The organism is Parabacteroides sp. PFB2-10, assembly GCF_029893085.1.
Classification (GTDB): Bacteria; Bacteroidota; Bacteroidia; order Bacteroidales; family Tannerellaceae; genus QVMG01.
In genome coordinates this window covers 418,188-438,363 of record NZ_JARXWI010000001.1, presented here as the reverse complement: position 1 = coordinate 438,363, position 20,176 = coordinate 418,188, and the positions used below count along the sequence as shown (strand labels likewise).

The following is a 20,176-nucleotide window of genomic DNA, read 5'->3' as shown; positions in this document are numbered from 1 at the left end:
GATCAAACTCTTCGTTGTCAAAATTGTTTGTTTTATTTTTTCCTCAGCTCATTATATAAATGATTATTGACGGTAGCTAATTCTTTCTTTGTATATACCCTCCTAACATATATTATATGTATAGAAAGCATACACGCGTTTCTTGTACTACTTTGTTGATTATGTAATTGTTTCAAAGAACTCTTTTTGTTCCGATCCGCCAACTTTTTAGCGAACGTGGGTGCAAAGATAACACCTTTCTTTTCAACAAAACAAATATTTCGTGAACTTTTTTCAAAGTTTTTTGTTATATTCTTTTAGAGCCCTTAAATATTAGCGTACGCAGTAGATCTAAGCAAAAACAAGTCACAGCGGTTACCCCTCAAACAATCTCTTTTCAGATCGCTATATTTACATTTGTTTCTTTTTTTAACGTATGGAGTTGTAAGTAAGACGACCATTTCACTTACAATCGACATTTTAACATTTATGAAGTTAGGGGGTGGCACGAAAATGCACAGTGAGATCTTCTGATTGGAAAGAATGTGAAGATCAGCCTTTACTGCATTCTGCTACTATCTCTTCCATTGTTTTGTGCAGGACGGGATGTACGGCTTCGGGTGCGATCTCTGCCAGGGGCTGCATAACGAAAAGGCGTTTGTGCATATGCGGATGGGGGATAGTCAGCGTATCAGTTTGCATGATAAGGTCGCCATACATCAGGATGTCGATATCGATGATGCGGTCGTGATACGAGCCGTGACTCTTCTCTATCCGCCCCATTTCGATCTCAATCAGGCGGGTGGCGTTGAGCAATTCCTCCGGTGTGAGCTTGGTTACCAATATCAATGCCGCGTTCAGAAAGCTGTTTTCCGACTGAAATCCCCAGGGTTCGGTTTCATACATAGACGAAAGGGCGAGAATATCTCCCACCCTTTCGGCTAATAAACCGGTTGCCTCGGTCAGGTTCCCGCGTTTATTCCCTATGTTGGTTCCTATGCTTAGAAAGGCAACCGCCATTTTGTTAATCAACAATCAGCATGGCGTCGCCATAGGCGCCAAAGCGATATTTTTCCTTGATGGCCTCTTTGTAGGCTTGCATAATCAGGTCGTATCCTCCGAAAGAGGCGGTCATCATCAACAAGGTGGACAAGGGCAGATGGAAATTGGTGATCATACGGTCGGCTACCTTGAAGTCGTAAGGCGGGAAAATGAATTTATTGGTCCATCCTTCAAACTCTTTCAGGTGGCCATCGGTGCTGACAGCCGTTTCAATAGCACGCATGGAAGAGGTTCCCACGGCACAGATATGGTGTCCGCCATCAATCCCTTTGTTTACGATATCAACCACTTCTTTGTTGATATTCATTTGTTCGGAGTCCATTTTGTGCTTAGTCAGATCTTCCACATCGATATCGCGGAAGTTGCCCAGTCCGGAATGAACCGTCAGGAAAGCGAACTTACAGTCTTTGATCTCCAGGCGCTTCATCAGTTCGCGGCTGAAATGCAGGCCGGCAGCCGGAGCGACCACAGCGCCCTCTTCTGTGGCAAAAATATTCTGATAGCGCTCTTCATCTTCCGCTTCGACAGCACGTTCGATGTATTTAGGCAGTGGCGTCTCGCCCAGTGCGTAGAGTGAATTTTTGAAATCATCATGATTCCCGTCATACAAAAAGCGCAAAGTACGTCCGCGCGAAGTGGTGTTGTCGATCACTTCCGCCACCATGGAGTCGTCTTCGCCGAAATAGAGCTTATTACCAATTCGTATCTTACGTGCCGGATCGACCAATACATCCCATAAGCGAAGTTCCGGATTGAGTTCGCGCAACAGGAATACTTCGATCCGCGCCCCTGTCTTTTCTTTATTTCCGTAGAGGCGAGCAGGAAACACTTTCGTGTTGTTAAAGATAAACACATCACCGGCATCAAAGTAGGCAAGCATATCTTTGAAGTTGAGATGCTCAAATTCACCGTTCTTACGATGAACCACCATCATACGTGCTTCGTCTCTGTTTTTCGTCGGATGCAAAGCAATCAGTTCCTGCGGCAGGTCAAATTTGAATTTCGAGAGTTTCATATCATTTCTATTTAGTTACTTTTATTTTTATCATTCCGTTTCGGGCATAGCCGTTGTTTTTTCTACAGATACGTGTTCGTCTAAGTAGGCGTCGATCTCTTCTACCGGCATACAGTCAGCCAGGGTTACCTCACCTATACGCGTGCGCTCCAGGCCGATCAGGTGTGCGCCCGATTGAAGCGCCTCGCCAATATCGCGTGCCAACGCCCGGATGTATGTACCTTTGCTGCATACGATACGGATTGTGACAACCGGCAGTTCACAGGCCAATATCTCGATCTCATCGATCACCAGCGTCTTGGCTTTCAGTTCCACCTCGCGTCCCTTCCGCGCCAGCTTGTAGGCTCTCTTGCCGTCGACCTTACAGGCCGAGTAAACCGGCGGCACCTGCTGGATCGTGCCCACAAACGACTGAAGTACCTCCTCTACCATCTGGCAGGTGATATGTTCGGTCGGATATTCCGCATCAACCTCCGTCTCCAGATCGAAAGAGGGAGTTGTCGCCCCCAATTTCACCTTTGCTACATATTCTTTGGTCTGGTATTGAAATTCATCAATACGCTTGGTCGCTCGTCCCGTACATACAATCATCACACCTGTCGCCAACGGATCCAGTGTGCCGGCATGTCCGACCTTTATTTTCTTTATATTTAATTTCCGCGAAAGCTTATAGCGAAATTTATTAACCAAATCAAAAGAAGTCCACCCATAGGGTTTATTCAAAAAAATTACCTCCCCAGCTATGAAATCCATTTAATGCGTTTAGTTAATCAATGAATATATAATCGCTATCGCACCTACCACCGCGCAATAATAAGCGAAATAGATTAGTTTGCCTTTCTTCACCAGGTTGATCATCCACTTACAGGCAATCGTTCCCGTTATAAATGCCGCCCCGAACCCAACGATCAATGCCGTATAAGAAATGCCCGACGTGGCGGGTGAAAATCCTCCTTTCATCAGATCAAGGAACGCCTCTCCCAGGATGGGAATAAGCACCATCAGGAAAGAGAACTTGGCTACCTGCTCTTTTTTATTTCCAAGCAAAAGCCCGGTGGCAATGGTCGAGCCCGAGCGTGAAAGACCCGGCAATACGGCACACGCCTGTGCTAATCCGATGATAAAAGCGTCTTTGAAGGATATTTCCTCCTTCTGACGAGGCTTGGCATAATAAGAGAAGGCAAGCAGAACGGCCGTCACCAGCAACATGCAACCAACCAATAGTATGCCGCTGCCAAATAGCCCTTCGACATAATCCTTGAAGAATACACCGACGATGCCCACCGGAATCATCGAAAGCAAAATCTTACAAACCATTTGTGTCTCTTCATTCCATTTGAAACGAAAAAAACCTTTGAACAAAGCAGACACTTCGCTCCAAAGTACGACGATCGTACTGAGAACGGTGGCCGTATGTACGGCAATAGCGAACGTGAGGTTTTCCTCTCCGCTCATGCCAAACAAGGCGCTGCCAATCGTGAGATGACCGCTGCTACTGACCGGAAGAAACTCCGTCAACCCTTGTACGATGCCTAAAATGAGAGCCTCTAACCAGCTCATTCGGCCTCTTTTTTAGATTTGCTGTTCTTCAGAATGCCAACCACCATCAGGGCAAAGCCCAAAAAGGTGACAATCGGCGCCACGACGATACGACGTGTACTGAATATCTCCGGGTTAAAGGTTACGCCATCGGTAGATCCTCCACCACTCATCAACACAAATCCAATAATGATCACAACCACAGCGGCTCCGATCAATAGGAAATTCTGTTTCCCAAAAGCAAAATCTTTCTTATTCATAATTCATAATTCGTAATTCATAATTATATGTAGTACATCTCATCGCTCCGCATCCGCAAATAGCGATTGACCGCCAGGTAAGTGGCAACCACCGACAACAAGATTCCCAGAGCGATAACCGTCAGGTACACCAATAACAGGGTAGGGATATCTATGATTTGTATAAAACCACTTAGTTCACCCTGTATATAATATAACGCTCCGGTCAACATGAATATTGCCAGTATAGCGGCAAAAATGCCACTGACCACATTGTAGCCCACAAAAGGACGACGGATAAAACCGGCCGTGGCTCCGACTAATTTCATGGTGTTGATCAGGAAACGTTTGGAATAGATCAACAGACGAATCGTATTGCTGATAAGCACAAAAGAAATAACCATCAATACGATGGCCAATAACAATAGGCCAAAACCGATTTTAGTCATATTGGTATGCACCATCTCCATCATATCTTTCCGGTAGAGCAGATCGGAGGCGGAGGTGTACGACATAATCTCCCGTTCGATTGTTTTCAGGCTGTCGGGGTTGGCATATTCCGAATGGAGCTTCACCTCGATTGATGCCTGCAGCGGGTTGAAACCCAGGAAGGTCTCCGGGTTTTCGCCCAGTTCTTCTTCCAGCTCCTTTGCGGCCTGTTCTTTGGAAATATATTCGGTCGATTTGATGAAAGGCTTGGCCTCGAGGCTTTTTTGCATACTGCGGATATCGGCTTCCCGCAGGTTGTCTTTGAGCAGGATAGAGAAGGAAATATTTTCTTTGACGTAGGCGGATAGCTGGTTCCCTAATAATCCCATAAGCACGATCAATCCTAAGAGAAACAGAACCAAAGCGATGCTTATAATAGAGGTTAGCCGGGAATTAAAGAACGAAACAGAACTTACTTTTCTATATTCAGCCATTAGACAATACCTGTTGTTTGAAATATTAAGAGAAAAAGGAGAAGTGCCGACAAAACACACCCCTCCCAATTTCCCTGCAAAAGAACAAATAATTTATGGATTGCCCTATTCGATTAGTAATATTTAACCTATGTACCGTTTATTATTGCACGGCAAAGGCAAAATGTTAAAATATCGATTGTAAGTAAAACGGCCGTTTTGCTTACAAATCCATACGTTAAAAAGTGTTTCTCCCGGGAGTTTGTCTCCGAAGTCCCGCCTTTTTGCGCGCAAAGTCGGGCGAAAATTACAAATCGTAAATTGGGGGTTTCGCCAAAAATGGATATGTTAACATTTGTTCACACACAACAAGTCTGCGCAGGACTGTAAAAAATATAGACAGGATTGTCTAATTTATGGACATTCCTCTTCGGAATGAATTCGACACATACCGTTGCTATACAACAGGTTAATCCGATTGGCACAGTCTTTGCATTTATAGATAAAAATAAAAAATCATGGCTATTTTCAGATTTAATTCTTTTTTGCGCTTCTTAGGACAGCACAAAGTGTATACAGCGATTGAAATATTTGGATTATCCGTTTCGTTGATGTTTGTCATCCTCATCCTCACTTACAGCCGGCAGGAGTTGACTACCGACCGGTTTCACGCGGATGCGGAGCGTATCTATATGCTCGGCGACGAACAGCATAATATGTCGGCTTATGGGATTGCCGGACGACTAAAGGAACGTTATCCCGAAATTGAGGATTACTGTTATGTAACAAGTGCGATCCTGTTTGCCGGACAGGATGAAATCCCGGTGCTGACAGAAGGTAAGAAATGGAATAGTTCGGTTTCCTTTGTGAACGACAATTTCTTCCGCTTCTTTTCGTTTCCGCTTGTTATAGGGAATAAGGATTATGTAATGGCCAACCAAAACGAGGCGGTGGTATCCGAATCGTATGCGCGCAAAGTATTCGGCAGCGAAGACCCTGTCGGGAAGACCCTGGTGATGAATGATTCCATCTCGTTTGTGGTCAATGGAGTAATGAAGGATATCCGCCACTCGGTCATAAAATACAACGATATATTGCTCCGCACGGAAAACCTTCGCCGCTTCCGTTCGGACATGGACGGCAATACATACAATAACGCCCTGTCCACCAATGCTTTTGTAAAAGAGCAGGAAGGGGCATCGCTTGCTTCCAAAGCGGAAGATATGTGCGACTACCTCAAGACTGTTTATTGGTTTTTTGAACGGGAAATAGCGAAGAACGTAGAGTTTATTCCCATTACGGAAGCCTATTATGCGCCGAACTTTGGGTATATGTATAATAAGGGCGACAAGCAACTGGTTATGATCCTGTTGGCAGTTGGTTTGCTGATACTGATCTTTGCGGTGATCAACTATATCAACCTGACAGTTGCCCAGACCGGTTTCCGCGCCAAGGAGATGGCTACCCGCAGCCTGTTGGGTTCCTCCCGCCTGAGCCTGTTCTCCCGCCTGATTGGTGAATCCATTGTCCTGACCTTTATTTCCTTCCTGATAGGACTGTTCCTGGCATTTGCCGCACGTCCCTATGCCGAGCGGATATTGGATACAACGATCGACCTCTATGCGATGCTAACACCGGTGAACCTGTTGTTGGCTCTTGTTGCCATCATCCTGATCGGTTTTATCACCGGACTTCTCCCGGCACTGCTTATCTCCCGGACAAAGGCGGTCGATGTGGTAAAGGGAGGATTCCGCAAAAAAACAAAGATGGTATTCAGCCGCTTCTTCATCACTTTCCAGAATGCGATTACGATTGCCCTGATGGCGGCAGCCCTGGTGATGATCTCACAGGTAAACCATCTCATGAAGGCGCCTTTGGGATATAACACGGAGAATATTATCGATATTCCAGCAGAGACTCTGGGTGGTAAAGAAAAAATTATGACACTGGCGAATGAATTTCGCCGGCTGAGCGCAGTCTCTTTAGTATCGACACCTGCCGGCACGCCGTTTAACGGAGGAAATAATAACACGATTGAATTCGAGGATCGTTCGATCGGTTTTCAGACATTGATTGTCGATTCCGCTTTTATGGAGATGCTGGGGATCGAGATTATCCGGGAAAACCATGTGGCTTCCAATAACGGTTTTTACCTGAATGAATACGCGCTGAAGGAACAAAACCTGCCGATGGAAGCGGAAACATTCACCTTCTACCAGCCGGATGTACCGATTGCCGGTGTGATAAAAGATTTCAACCTGCGGAATATTCTCTGGGAAAAGCAACCGATCAATCTGCAAATAAGGAAAACAGAAGAGTTCCATCCGTGGAATATTTTGGTACAGGTGCAGGGAGATCCCTTTATCGGCTGGCAACAGGTGAAAGATAAATATGAAGAGATTCTCGGCGTTGAGTTTAACGGTGAGTTCATCGACCAGCAGGTGGCGGATTCTTTTGCCGTGCAGAAAAGAATTTCAGAAATTGTTGGCATATTCGCTATCATTGCTATTCTGCTTTCGCTGTTGGGCTTACTGGCCATGTCGACCTATTTCATTCAGCAGCGCTCGCGTGAGATAGGTGTTCGGAAAGTGTTCGGTTCAAACAATACCCAGATACTGACCCGCCTGGTCGGCACTTTCCTCAATTATGTGTTTATCGCCTTTGTGGTGGCAACCCCCATCATCTGGTATCTGATGCGCGACTGGCTGTCGGGCTATTCCTACCGGATCCACCTGAGTCCTATGTTCTTTATTCTTGCGGGATTGGGATGTTTTGTCATCTCTTTTGTAACGGTCTTCTTCCAAAGTTACATGGCGGCAAACGCAAATCCCGTCGATAGCATCAAAACGGAATAATCCACACGACGCGTTCATCGATTAAAAGTTCATTTTCGTCTATTGTTTCTACCTCGCTGCCGAGATTGCTTGCCGGCGTATCCCGTTCATCTTAATTTTGCTTTCGGTTTTTAGTTCGCTATTAATAAGGCAAAAAGATGAAACAGGTTATGATTGTATTGGGCATACTTTTACTTGCCCCATTCGGGGCTTTTGCCCAATCGGAAGGAAGATTATGGAGCTTACAGGATTGTTTGGATTATGCGCTCGAGCATAACATTCAGATCCGGAAGACAAAGATCGCCCAGTTGTCGGGCACGGAGGATACCGAGCAGGCAAAGGCGCGTTTGTTTCCGTCGCTGTCCGCTTCGGTAAGCCAGGGGTTCACTAACTACCCTTCCAGTGATGTACAGACAAACAACAGCTACAGCGGTAGCTACAATGTGAGTGCCAATTGGACATTGTTTGACGCGGGGAAACGTTCCAACGCGATCAAACAACAGGAGATACAGGATGAAATGAATGTGTTGGCGATTGAACAAAGTGAAGATGACATCCGTATCTCTATTGTCCAGACTTATTTGCAGGTGATGTATGCCATGGAATCAGTACGTGTCAATGAGAACACCGTATTGGTATCGGAGGCACAACGCGACAGAGCCGAGGAGCTGCTGCGGGCGGGATCCATCTCGCCTGTCGACTTTGCCCAGATGGAGAGCCAGTTCAGTACGGATAAGTATCAATTGGTCGTCTCTCAAAACAACCTGGAGAACTATAAGATGCAACTCAAACAATTGCTCGAACTGGATATCCTGGATGATATGCAATTGGTTGAATTGACTCTTTCCGATAACGAAGTATTAAAGATCTTGCCTGATAAAGAGAGTGTCTACAACACTTCTTTGGCAGTGATGCCGGAGGTCAGGAATAGTGTGTTGGCTATAGATCAGTCAGAACTTGAGATTAAAAAAGCGAAAGGTGGCTATTGGCCTACCATCTCCCTGAACGCAGGTGTGGGTACCGGCCACCTTTCGGGTTCTGACGCATCTTTTGGCAACCAGGTATGGAACCGCCTGAATGAAAACATCGGTCTCTCTATCAATATCCCCATTTACAGTAACCGCGAGAATAAAACAGCCGTCAACAAGGCGCGCTACTCCCTGTCCACCAGTCAACTGGAACTATTAAACACCCAGAAAGCCTTGTTGCGCGAAGTGGAGGGCGTCTATCTCGATGCCACCTCGGCTCAAAGCCAGTATATTTCGGCGGCCGAGCGGCTCAACTATGTGAAGGAGAGCTACAACCTGACCGAGCAGCAATTCTTCCTTGGCATGAAGAATACGGTGGAGATGCTGACGGAAAAGAATAATCTACTCGCAGCACAGCAGGAGCTCCTTCAGACGAAGTATATGGCTGTTATGAGCATTCAGCTGTTGAATATCTACCAAAAACAACCCATCGATATAAATTAATACAACGATAGCATCATGAAGAAGAATAAAAAAACAATACTCGTAGGTGTGATAGTGATTGCGCTGGCCGTTTGCTCTGTTCCGCTGATAAAGGGGAAATCCGCCGGCAAAGCCATGCAGTTGGAGACAGCAAAAGCCAGTCGCATCTCTATCACTAATTCGGTCACGGCAACCGGGACCGTGGAACCGGTGGTGAAAGTAGAGGTAGGAACACAGGTGTCGGGTATCATCGATTACATCCACGTCGACTACAACAGCGAAGTGAAAAAAGGGGAACTCTTAGCCGAAATGGACAAGGTGAACCTGCAGGCCGAAATGGTCTCGAAAGAGGCGGAGCTTGCCAGCAGCAAGACCGAGTATGAGTATCAGGAAAAGAACTTTGCCCGCTCAAAGGTGCTTTATGACAAGCAGCTGATCAGCGACACGGAGTATGAAACGGCTACCTACAATTACGAAAAGGCAAAAAGCAGCTACGAACGCACCCAGTCGGAAATGACTAAAGTACGCCGTAACCTCTCCTACGCCCGCATTACCAGCCCGATCGACGGCGTGGTGATCAACCGCGCGGTGGAAGAAGGACAAACGGTAGCGGCCGGATTCAGTACCCCTACCCTGTTTACGATCGCCAACGACCTGACCCAGATGCGGGTGATCGCCGATGTGGACGAGGCGGATATAGGCCAGGTGGAAGAGGGACAGAACGTGCGCTTCGAGGTAGATGCCTACCCGGAGGATGTGTTCGAAGGGAAGGTAACGCAGGTCAGACTGGAGGCGACGACTACCTCTAATGTGGTTACCTACGAAGTGGTGATCAGCGCGTACAATCCCGACCTGAAGCTGAAACCGGGACTGACCGCCAATGTGACGATATATACGATGGAACGGGAAAATGTATTGACGATCCCGAGCAAAGCGCTCCGTTTTATCCCCGACGAAGAAGAGCTGGCGAAGATGAAAATAAGTGTGGCTGATCTCTCGTTGGAGCCTGCCGTCGGGAAAAAGGTGGTCTGGCAGCTGCAGGGAAATACCCTGGTGCCTAAGCTGGTCACCATAGGAGCCAACGGGGGAAACAAGGCAGAGGTTATAGAAGGACTTTCGGATGGTGATGAAGTGGTAGCCGGATTGATCTCCAACGGAGAGATAGCGGCAGCCGAAGCGGTTGAACGAAGTCCTTTTATACCGGGGCCTCCGGGGAGAAGATAAAGGGGGAGAATTGATAATGAATAATGGATAATTGATCTATGCTATCCGGCTCCTCTCCTGGTCAGGAGAGGAGGCCCGCCGCTTGCGGTGGTAGAGAGGTTGTATAAAAAGAAACAATTATGAATAAAGAGAAAGGGGCAGTAATACGCCTTGAAAATATAAAACGGGATTTCCAGGTGGGAGAAGAGACGGTTCACGCCTTGCGCGACGTGTCGTTCACGATCCATGAAGGGGAATTTGTAACGATCATGGGGACCTCCGGTTCGGGAAAGAGTACACTCTTGAATACCTTAGGCTGCTTAGACACGCCAACGGCAGGGGAGTATTTCTTAGATGGTATCTCGGTACGTACGATGGGCAAGAACGACCGGGCCACATTGCGCAACCGGAAGATCGGCTTTGTATTCCAAAGCTATAACCTATTGGCTAAGACAACCGCGGTGGAGAATGTAGAACTTCCGTTGATGTATAACCCCTCTTTCAACGCCGCAGCACGTAAGGAGAAAGCGATCGAATCGCTCAAAGCCGTTGGGCTGGGTGATCGGTTGCAACACAAAAGCAATCAGATGTCGGGCGGACAGATGCAACGCGTAGCCATTGCCCGCGCTTTGGTGAACGACCCGGCAGTGATCCTGGCCGACGAAGCAACCGGAAACTTAGACACACGCACCAGCTACGATATCCTGGTGCTTTTCCAGCGCCTCCATGCCGAAGGAAGAACAATCATCTTCGTAACCCATAATCCGGAAATAGCCCATTACAGCAGCCGCAATATCCAGTTGAAAGACGGACGCGTTGTCAGCGATACGCAGAACGAACATATCCAGTCGGCCGCAGAAGTATTAGCCAAACTACCGGTTGAAATTGACAATTGATAGTTGGCAATTAATAATTAATAATTGATAGACGTGAACGGTACAAACTTACTGAAAATAGCCCTCCGTGCCTTGGCAAACAATAAGATGCGCGGATTCCTCACCATGCTGGGGATTATCATTGGCGTAGCCTCGGTGATCACCATGCTGGCCATCGGACAAGGATCGAAAAAGAGTATCCAATCGCAGATCAGCGAGATGGGATCGAATATGATCATGATCCAGCCTGGCGGCGATATGCGGGGTGGTGTGCGCCAGAGCGCCTCTTCGATGGAGACATTGAAATTGACCGATTTTGAAAGTATCGTGAACGAAACACGCTACCTGTCGGCCGTGTCGCCTACGGTAAACAGCAGCGGGCAACTGATATTCGGCGCCAACAACAAACCGACCACCGTATATGGCGTAAACGAGGCCTACCTCGACATCCGCCGCTACGAGGTGGAAGATGGCGATATGTTTACGTCGCAGGACATTGCCACCGCCGCGAAGGTATGTGTCGTCGGGAAAACGGTGGTCGACGAATTGTTTACCAACGGCGAGAACCCGGTGGGCAAAGTGATCCGCTTCAATAAAATTCCACTCCGTATTGTCGGGGTATTAAAAAGTAAAGGATATAACAGTATGGGAATGGACCAGGACGACCTAATCTTAGCTCCATATACAACCATTCAGAAAAGAGTTCTGGCCATTACCCATATCCAGGGAATCAATGCTTCGGCGATCAAAGAAGAATATACCGACCAGGCGATCGATGAGATTACGGAAATACTTCGCCGCAACCACAAGCTACGAGAGACAGATGAAGATGATTTTACCATCCGTTCGATGGAAGAGATGAGCAAGATGATGACGACGACAACGGATCTGATGACAGTCTTACTGGCGGCAGTGGCAGGTATTTCCCTCCTGGTGGGAGGTATCGGTATTATGAATATCATGTATGTTTCGGTCACGGAGCGAACCCGCGAGATCGGTCTTCGCATGAGTATCGGAGCGAAAGGACGCGACATCCTGGCGCAATTCCTGATCGAATCGATCCTGATTAGTGTGACTGGTGGTATCATCGGGGTATTATTCGGCGTCGGAGCGGCCTTTATGGTCAATATCCTTGTCCACTTCCCTGTTTCTATCCAGGCATGGACCATCTTCCTCTCTTTTGCCGTCTGTACGTTCACCGGCGTGTTCTTCGGATGGTATCCGGCACAGAAGGCTGCCCAATTGGATCCGATCGAGGCAATTCGATATGAGTAGATAAGATTCCCATTAAATTACTACATTTACAGCATGGAAAAAACACCTCATATAGATACTCCTATACCATCGGAACGCACCGGGTCATTGTTCCTGTTGCGCCATAGTTGGCTTATTCATGTGCTTGTCTGGGCGATATTCTTCAGTTTCCCCTTTGTCATGATCTCCACCCGGACGCACCAGACCATCTCCTGGGACACCTACCTGCGGTTTACCATAGGCCTGGTGGCTATGATGGTGGTGTTCTACGCCAACTATTCGTTTTTGGTAGAGCATTTCCTGTTCAAGAAGAAAATCTGGGGGTTTCTGTTGTACAACCTCCTACTGATAACAGTCGTTTCGCTCCTGATGCACCTGGCGATGGAGATGCTTCCTCATTCGATTGACGCGATGCAGGCAGAGCGTATTCCTCCTCCTCCGCGCAACAGGGTGGAGCAGGGTTTCTGGAATATGCGTATGTTGTTTGGGAATATGACCCGTTTTGTGTTTACCGCTATGTTGGGGACATTGTTTCAGGTGACCCGTAGTTGGTATCGGGTGGAAGCTGCCCGCAAAGAATTGGAACAGAACCGTACGCAGGCCGAGTTGCAAAACCTGAAAAGCCAGCTCAATCCGCATTTTCTGTTCAATACACTCAATAATATCTATAGCCAGATCGCTTTCAGCCCGGAAAAAGCACAGGAATCGGTACACGAACTGAGCCGTCTGTTACGCTATGTGATGTATGACAGCAGTCAACCGTTTGTCGCTTTGGAGAGTGAACTCGCTTTTGTTCACAATTATGTGGAATTGATGCGTATCCGTTTGCCTGAACATGTGGAGGTGAAAACTTTTATCGAAGCCGATACACCACAGGCCAAGATCGCACCTCTATTGTTTATCTCCCTGGTCGAGAATGCCTTTAAGCATGGGGTAAGCAACAGCCATCCATCGTTCATTGGTATTAACATTCATCAGGTGGGCGACGAGATCACCTGCACGATTATCAACAGCTATTATCCCAAAGAGACCGATAAAGACAAAAGCGGCTCGGGTATCGGTCTGTCGAATCTCCGGAAGCGCCTGACGTTGCTTTATCCACATAGTCATACCTTTACCTACGGGAAAGAGGGTGATAACTACCGCGCTTACCTATCTATTACCTTACACAGGAATTAGCCATGAAACTGACCTGTTGCATCATCGACGACGAGCCCCTGGCTGTCAGCCTGTTGGAGAGCTATGTCAACAAGACTCCTTTCCTGGAATTGAAAGCCAAGTTCAACAGCGCTTTGCAAGCAATCGACCTATTGACCAACGAACCGGTCGATTTGCTCTTCCTCGATATTCAGATGCCGGAGTTGAGCGGATTGGAGTTCTCACGCATATTGACGACCGATACGCGCATTATCTTCACCACCGCGTTCAATCAATATGCGCTCGACGGTTATAAGGTCAGCGCCCTCGACTATCTCTTGAAGCCGATCGCTTATACCGACTTCCTGACAGCCGCCCATAAGGCCTTGCAATGGTATGAAATGGTACGGAAAGAGCCGGTGGATAGGGCAAAAACGGACAACGCCCCCGCTCCGGAGGAGCCCGAAAGCATCTTTATCAAAACGGAATACAAGCTGATTCAGGTAGAGCTTCGTAAGATCCTGTATATCGAAGGGTTGAAGGATTATGTGAAAATATACATCGAAGACGAAGCCCGCCCTATCCTATCACTGATCAGCATGAAGGCAATGGAAGAGATGCTCCCGGCCAGCCGCTTCATCCGTGTACATCGTTCCTTTATTGTTCAGCCCGAGAAGATCAAAGTGATCGAACGCAACCGCATTGTATTCGGCAAAGAATACATCCCCATCTCCGACAGCTACAAGGATAAATTCTACGAATTCCTAACCCAACGCTCACTGATCTCCAAGATGTAGCGCTGATCCCCAAAATGTAAATAAAAAAAGAAATCCCCGACTCCGCATGGGAATCAGGGATTTACGTTGAATTTCTTCAATTTCTTGGCTTCTCTCGTGATCCGCCTGGTGATTTGCCTGGGGTTCTGAACCTTGCAAAACCAGCCAGTATATCAATACGTTATAGAATCAGCATCATCTTAGTCCCACGATCTACCCACGAGAGGTTTTCACCGTTTTACAGCACTGTGCTTGGTGCTAAAAGGATAATACAAAGGTAAGAAAATATTTTGATATTTAAGCTCGCTGCGTTAAATATGGGAGATTGAAGATGTAAAGAAACCTCTTTCACTCAATCTGGAATACAAATTTATAGAGATGACACCGATTCTCTTCAAAAATTGCTCCCCCTTGTTTTAGCGAGGTTGTTCGTCTCCCTGATTAATATCCTTCTGTATTGATACGAAATCAATATCGGTAAATATAGGCAAAGTAATAGTGCTCATATAATCGTTTTGAAGTCTTTGCGAATAGCTGTCATTTTTTATATCCTGTGCTAAGAATTCTTCATAATCGGGATGAATTGCAAGTATAGAGTCATTATCTATACGCAGTTTGCTTCTAATAATCTTAAAGAACTTTATTTCGCTATACTCAATTTTTTCATCGGCTCTTATTGTGTCTATAGCCACTTCAATTATCTTCAACTCATCTACTTCTGACAATCCGCAAACATCTAACTCTACAAAATAGTCATGAAGAAATTTTTGACTATTTTCATTTATGCATTGAAGTAACTCATCTAATGCATTGCTTAGTTCAATTTCTCCAAAGAGTTTTTCCTCATTGTGTAACTTCTTTAAAAGAGTTAACTCTTGTTCATCAATACTGCCATCACATGCCATACATGAGAAGGCAGTCTTTAGCAAAAGATCATTAATGTCAAATTGTCTCATAATCAATTATTTAAAACCAATTCTTGGTCGTTCGTTATTTCTTTCTTTGTATTCTCCACTCAGCTTAGCATGCATGATTTGATATTTCTCTATTTCACAGGAAGAAACAGATGGCTTTGTCTTATTTATAACATCTTCAATAATTCTCATCGAAATCCTTGACTTTGTTTTCAAAGCAATCCTTGAAGCTTCGTCAACAATTAATTTTATATCAGAAGAAACATAATTTTTTGTTGCACTTGCTATTTTATCGTAGTCAATTCCGAAATCTAAATGGCGATTTTGCAAGTACATTTCAAACATAGCTCTTCGTGCTTCATAGTCGGGAGGAGATAGATAATACTTTTTGTCTAAACGGCCTGATCGTAATAGTGCCGCATCAATTCTATCCGGATAGTTTGTTGCACACAAAACAAATATACCTCTTTCTCCTGTTCGATCCATTTCCGTAAGCATAGCTTCCACCGCATTTTTAGACATCTCATGCGCTTCGCTATCTCTGCTTGGAAACAGTCCACTTATTTCATCGATAAATATTATTGTAGGAGCATTTTCTTCTGCATCATGAAACATTTTAGATATATTTTCTTCAGTAGCATTTACAAAGCGACTTTTTAATGTACCTGACTTAACAAGCATAAAGTTAAATCCTACTTCTTCGGCGAAATGTTTTGCAAAGAATGTTTTCCCACATCCTGGAGGACCATATAATAACATTCCATTCGGAATGGTTACTCCATACTTGGCATACTCTTCTGGGTTATGCAACGCATCAATTACATCTAATTGTAATTGATCTTTCAAGTCTTGCATTCCAGCAATAGCAGAAAAACCTTTCCCCTTCTTTTTCTCCTTCGGCTGTATTCGAGTTGCCTTATCATCAAGCATAGAACGTTCAACTTCTAACTCCCCGTTTAATGCCTGTATAAATTCTTTTGTCGATTTAAAGCGATGTTCTGTCTTTGGATGCAGTGCCTTTAGAATGATATTCTGTGTCTGTTCATTTATCTTTTCTGAAAACTTCAAAGGTTTTCTCCGCTCCTCTAAAACTGCTTCTTCCAATGCTATTTTGTCGGATTTGTATTTAGATATTTCAACAAAATACGGAGGCAATCCAGTAAGCAAATGATAATACAATGCTCCTACAGAGTATATATCGCTCTGAAAAGAAAAAACTTTATTGAAGGTTTCGTTCGCTGTGTAAAAAGGGTTCAGACCATCTTTTAAAAACTCTTTGTTAGATTGCTGTAAAAAACGTGCATAACCAAAGTCTATGATTTTGGAGATTGGAACTTTACCTGATAAATCCAACATTATATTTTGAATGGTAATGTCGTTATGGACGATTTGTTTGTTGTGTAGATAGTTCAAGCCGTTTAATGTGCTTAGAATAATATCTTTTGCCTCATATGGATTAAGTGTATCTTCACGCTTCATTTTTTCGGCTAAAGTTTCCCCACTTACAAAGTCAAGTACAACATAAGCTAACTTCTGATTATTGACAATGGCATTCCCATTATCATTATACTTAACTATATTAGGATGCTTGATTTGCTTCAGAATTTCGATTTCCAGAATATTCCCGTTATCAGCAAACTGTGTTCGATGTAGTTTGCTGTAATCAAATAATTTTAAATATTTTGTCTCTTTTGACTCATTCTGAACACGATATGATTCCGCATAACTCCCTTTTTTCAGAAAGAAACTAACTGAGTATTTATCGTCAATAATTTGACTTTTATTTAATATTTGATTTGAATTATTCATCTAAAGTGCGTCATTAACATTGCTTGGTTGTGTACTGAAGTTGCCGTTATGTTGAAGTATCAATCTGTATTCAAGAATTTCATTTGATAACCTTTGTGGACTATCTTTCCCAAAGGATTCATTCGAAATAAACCCTCCTTTAAGTGTTCCAGAAGAGGTTTGTTTCATCACTTTTTCAGGATTCCAACCTTTACCATAATAAAAGAAAGGTTGATATGTTCCGTCGGGTATCTCGAACGTATAAGAACTTCCGGCTTTAATATAAGCGTGTCTTACGACTATATCGTTTCTTTTGATGGTTACTAAAACATCAGAATTATATGGAGTTGTAACTTTGATTTGGGAACAGCCATATTCAGAACATGATTTGTTTTTGCCATAACAATAGGAATAAGGTGTTGATCCTGTGCTTAAAGAGTTATTGATATACTTGTCATAAATATCTTTTTCTTGACGTTCTTGTTCTAGCCGCTCTTCTCGTTTGATTTGTTCTTGTTCTAATTTATATGCACGTACGGCTTCTTCGCTTTTTCGTTTTTCCTCAAGCTCAATTCTTTGAGCTTCTTTCCTGGCCATACGTTTCGTTTTTTCTTCTGCCGACTCGCAAGAAGAAAACGCGAACGTAAGCACCATAAAAAAAGAAATAATTAATTTTATTCTCATAACTTTTTAAATTAACCAACTAAAACTGAGTCATCTCCGCTTGGCCTTTCATCATTTGGCAATAAATTAATTAGGCCTATTACTATAGGACGCAAGTCCTCAACATTAGGGTTTTCTCCGATTTGCTGCAAACCTTCATTTAATAATTGTCTTGCCCTATGACTGTCTATCCAATGATAAAAACTAAAATTCTGATTGTGATGTCTGATAAATCCAATCAGTTGATAAACCATAGTCAGTTGAAAGAATACAGTATGTATTTCTTCCGCTAATACTTTGCCTAATTTAATATCTTGCGATTTTAATATCTCTTCAAGTTGGTTTCGCAATTGGTTTACGATTTGAGTAGAACGATCATTCCCTAAATCCTTATTAGCCTTTTCTAATCGGTAAAATTCTTCTTTCAGTTCTTCTTCCAATTTTGGCCATTCGGTAGTTTCGCTTAATTCATCAATAGCTTTAAGTGTTTTCCTTAGATTCGCCAAAACTTCTTGTTTTCCGTCAACATCATTTCTGCTATTTTCAAACCGTTTTTCTAACTCCTTGATTTCGGCTTCTATTTTCTGAATTCTTTCTCCCTGGCTTCCATCCTCTTTCAATTCTTCTATGCTTCCTTTAGCTTTACGAATTTCATTGGCAAGCCAATTCGTTTCTACGGATTGCACTGTGTCTGTTGGTACTTCTATTTCAGCAGTGTGGTCCAAATATGGAAAGTATGCTTGAATAGAAACTCTTTGAGAATTATCAATATTGATAGTCAGATCCACATCACTATTTTCAGGCAACAATGCGGGCAAGTCTGCACCACTTATAATAATATCATAAACATGTTCGTTGTAAATAGCTCTTGTCCCATCTGCTCCATGCTCACCTTGATATAAAGGAATTTTGATGAAATCCGACTCCATTCCGGGGCGAATTTGTTTTTGTGTTTTCAATCCATTTTTTGTTCCGACAGAAGGTAGTGATTTATTTTTCTCTAATCCAGACACTTCGCTAAAAACAATTCTGCTGTTTCCTTTGGATTTAATTTCAATACCATAGCTATAAGGCAATGTTGCACTACCAATTTTAGAACCTTGAATCACAGTGAATTCTTTTGGCTCGCTCTCCAAAATATTTCCTTTGTCATCGTATAATGTGACTTCAAACCCATTAGTCTTTCCTTCTACTAGTTGTGTCTCAATAACCTCCCCTATTTTGTTGATTTCAACTTTTCCACTTGACCAAGCTTTGTCATTTCTTGTGATTTCGGCAAAGACTTTTTCAGGAATTGCTCCTTCAGTTTTGTCGATTAAAATCTTCAATGTAACAAATTCTTCTAATTCTACAGTGGAAGCTTCATGACCAATTTCAATTTGCAACTTAGATTTATCTCTTGTTTGTTCTTTGATTTTCTCCGAAATTTCAACTGTAGAAGCATATAATGCAGCTCCTTTAGATACAACTGTCATTGGATCAATGCTTGTATCGGGTTTGGTAATTTGTTGTTCCAACATTTTTCTGACAATAGGTGAGAAAGTCGGACCTCCAACCAATATCAATGAATCTAAAGAAGATCCTCTTAAGTTATTTCTTTTCAATAATTTTTTGGAAATATCAATCGCTTTCTGAAAAACAGGAGATAATACCTTTTCTAATTCTTCTTGTGTTACGGTTAAATCGATTTCGATTTCTTCTCCATCATCATCTATTCCACATCGATCTTCTTTGTACAAATCGTAGCTGTTTCTAAATGAAAGCTCATTCTTCAGTTCTTCGGCATACGGTTTTAATGCATCTTTATATTTCGCTTTTGTATCATCATCTTCCAATATATTCTCAATTGAGAAGTTTTTCTGAATATGCGGAATCAAAATTTCATCAACGACGGCTAAATCTAAGTTTTTACCCCCTAGATAATTATCGCCTTCCGTATCGGCCACCTTCATAATACCGTCTTCTACTTTGAGCAGAGCTGCATCAAATGTACCTCCTCCAAAATCAAAAACCAACCAAAAGCCATCTTTCTTCTTACTATCTACGCCATAAGCCATAGCAGCAGCAACAGGTTCTTGTAAAACCTCTGCATGTTCAAATCCTGCTAATATCGCGGCTCTTCTTGTCGCATCAATCTGATTATTTTTGAATGCAGCAGGAACAGTAATAACAATTGCGTTTACAGCTTCATCAGTAACAAATGATTTTAATGTTTTTAGAACTTCTGCAGATAATTCTTCCGAACTAAAATTTCTTTCGAAGTTGGAACTAAAATATTTTTTGTCCGTTCCCATCGTTCGCTTGAATTCTATGAATGCGTTTGGAGCAATATCTTTTGATAGTCTTGCTTCCTGCTCACTTCGATAAGCAGCAAAGGCTTTCTTTCCTACCAAAACACCTTTCTTATTATAAGCGATACAAGATGGCATCGTATCGTCCTGACCATTTATTTTAATAATTTTTGCTTCTCCATTTTCTATTCTAGAAATAGCTGAGTTAGTTGTCCCTAAGTCAATCCCGTAATCTATCTTTGTTCTTGCCATAT

The 20,176-nt window shown here is 43.7% G+C and carries 17 protein-coding genes; 7 read left to right on the top strand and 10 right to left on the bottom strand.

Going from position 1 to position 20,176, the window contains the following annotated elements:
* Window positions 1-531: 531 nt before the first annotated feature.
* Genes folK through M2137_RS01820 form a run of 6 tightly spaced genes read right to left on the bottom strand, consistent with a single transcriptional unit; the run spans window position 532 to window position 4,757 of the window.
* Window positions 532-999, bottom strand: a complete 468-nt coding sequence (gene folK / locus M2137_RS01845; RefSeq protein ID WP_280764753.1) for a 2-amino-4-hydroxy-6-hydroxymethyldihydropteridine diphosphokinase — start codon at window positions 997-999, stop codon at window positions 532-534.
* Window positions 1,000-1,003: 4 nt separating this feature from the next.
* Window positions 1,004-2,056, bottom strand: a complete 1,053-nt coding sequence (gene queA / locus M2137_RS01840) for a tRNA preQ1(34) S-adenosylmethionine ribosyltransferase-isomerase QueA (RefSeq protein WP_280764752.1) — start codon at window positions 2,054-2,056, stop codon at window positions 1,004-1,006.
* Window positions 2,057-2,086: 30 nt separating this feature from the next.
* A complete protein-coding gene (gene truB, locus M2137_RS01835; protein WP_280764751.1) occupies window positions 2,087-2,809 on the bottom strand; it encodes a tRNA pseudouridine(55) synthase TruB in 723 nt (240 codons plus the stop codon).
* 9 nt (window positions 2,810-2,818) lie between these two features.
* The gene (locus M2137_RS01830) at window positions 2,819-3,616 is read right to left on the bottom strand and encodes an undecaprenyl-diphosphate phosphatase (protein WP_280764750.1); all 798 of its coding nucleotides are present in this window, start codon (window positions 3,614-3,616) and stop codon (window positions 2,819-2,821) included.
* The gene (locus M2137_RS01825; RefSeq protein WP_280764749.1) at window positions 3,613-3,855 is read right to left on the bottom strand and encodes a DUF3098 domain-containing protein; all 243 of its coding nucleotides are present in this window, start codon (window positions 3,853-3,855) and stop codon (window positions 3,613-3,615) included. Before M2137_RS01825 ends, M2137_RS01830 begins: the two co-directional genes overlap by 4 nt.
* Before the next feature lie 23 nt (window positions 3,856-3,878).
* Window positions 3,879-4,757 (bottom strand): permease-like cell division protein FtsX, encoded by an 879-nt coding sequence (locus M2137_RS01820; protein WP_280764748.1) that lies wholly within the window; start codon window positions 4,755-4,757, stop codon window positions 3,879-3,881.
* 497 nt (window positions 4,758-5,254) lie between these two features.
* Here M2137_RS01820 and M2137_RS01815 point away from each other — a divergent pair, with 497 nt between their 5' ends.
* The 7 genes from M2137_RS01815 to M2137_RS01785 all read left to right on the top strand — a co-directional run bounded on the left by M2137_RS01815 (window position 5,255) and on the right by M2137_RS01785 (window position 14,287).
* Window positions 5,255-7,591 carry an ABC transporter permease gene (locus tag M2137_RS01815; RefSeq protein ID WP_280764747.1) on the top strand — a complete coding sequence of 779 codons (2,337 nt, stop codon included), beginning with the start codon at window positions 5,255-5,257 and terminating at the stop codon, window positions 7,589-7,591.
* A gap of 137 nt (window positions 7,592-7,728) precedes the next feature.
* A complete protein-coding gene (locus M2137_RS01810; protein ID WP_280764746.1) occupies window positions 7,729-9,042 on the top strand; it encodes a TolC family protein in 1,314 nt (437 codons plus the stop codon).
* A gap of 15 nt (window positions 9,043-9,057) precedes the next feature.
* Complete coding sequence (locus M2137_RS01805) at window positions 9,058-10,245, top strand: efflux RND transporter periplasmic adaptor subunit (RefSeq protein WP_280764745.1); 1,188 nt, start codon at window positions 9,058-9,060, stop codon at window positions 10,243-10,245.
* Window positions 10,246-10,364: 119 nt separating this feature from the next.
* Window positions 10,365-11,120: an ABC transporter ATP-binding protein gene (locus tag M2137_RS01800; RefSeq protein ID WP_280764744.1), complete on the top strand. Its 756-nt coding sequence runs from the start codon at window positions 10,365-10,367 to the stop codon at window positions 11,118-11,120.
* Window positions 11,121-11,153: 33 nt separating this feature from the next.
* On the top strand, window positions 11,154-12,374 hold the full coding sequence (locus tag M2137_RS01795; protein WP_280764743.1) for an ABC transporter permease: 1,221 nt from the start codon (window positions 11,154-11,156) through the stop codon (window positions 12,372-12,374).
* A gap of 33 nt (window positions 12,375-12,407) precedes the next feature.
* The gene (locus M2137_RS01790) at window positions 12,408-13,532 is read left to right on the top strand and encodes a histidine kinase (protein ID WP_280764742.1); all 1,125 of its coding nucleotides are present in this window, start codon (window positions 12,408-12,410) and stop codon (window positions 13,530-13,532) included.
* A gap of 2 nt (window positions 13,533-13,534) precedes the next feature.
* On the top strand, window positions 13,535-14,287 hold the full coding sequence (locus M2137_RS01785) for a LytTR family DNA-binding domain-containing protein (RefSeq protein WP_280764741.1): 753 nt from the start codon (window positions 13,535-13,537) through the stop codon (window positions 14,285-14,287).
* A 395-nt stretch (window positions 14,288-14,682) separates the two neighbouring features.
* Here the strand turns inward: M2137_RS01785 and M2137_RS01780 are convergent, their stop codons facing one another.
* The 4 genes from M2137_RS01780 to M2137_RS01765 all read right to left on the bottom strand — a co-directional run bounded on the left by M2137_RS01780 (window position 14,683) and on the right by M2137_RS01765 (window position 20,174).
* Entirely contained in the window at window positions 14,683-15,222 is a 540-nt protein-coding gene (locus tag M2137_RS01780; protein ID WP_280764740.1) for a hypothetical protein, read from the bottom strand.
* Between the two features lie 6 nt (window positions 15,223-15,228).
* Window positions 15,229-16,989, bottom strand: a complete 1,761-nt coding sequence (locus M2137_RS01775; protein ID WP_280764739.1) for an AAA family ATPase — start codon at window positions 16,987-16,989, stop codon at window positions 15,229-15,231.
* The gene (locus M2137_RS01770; protein ID WP_280764738.1) at window positions 16,990-17,565 is read right to left on the bottom strand and encodes a hypothetical protein; all 576 of its coding nucleotides are present in this window, start codon (window positions 17,563-17,565) and stop codon (window positions 16,990-16,992) included.
* Between the two features lie 98 nt (window positions 17,566-17,663).
* The gene (locus M2137_RS01765; RefSeq protein WP_280764737.1) at window positions 17,664-20,174 is read right to left on the bottom strand and encodes an Hsp70 family protein; all 2,511 of its coding nucleotides are present in this window, start codon (window positions 20,172-20,174) and stop codon (window positions 17,664-17,666) included.
* Window positions 20,175-20,176: the final 2 nt, after the last annotated feature.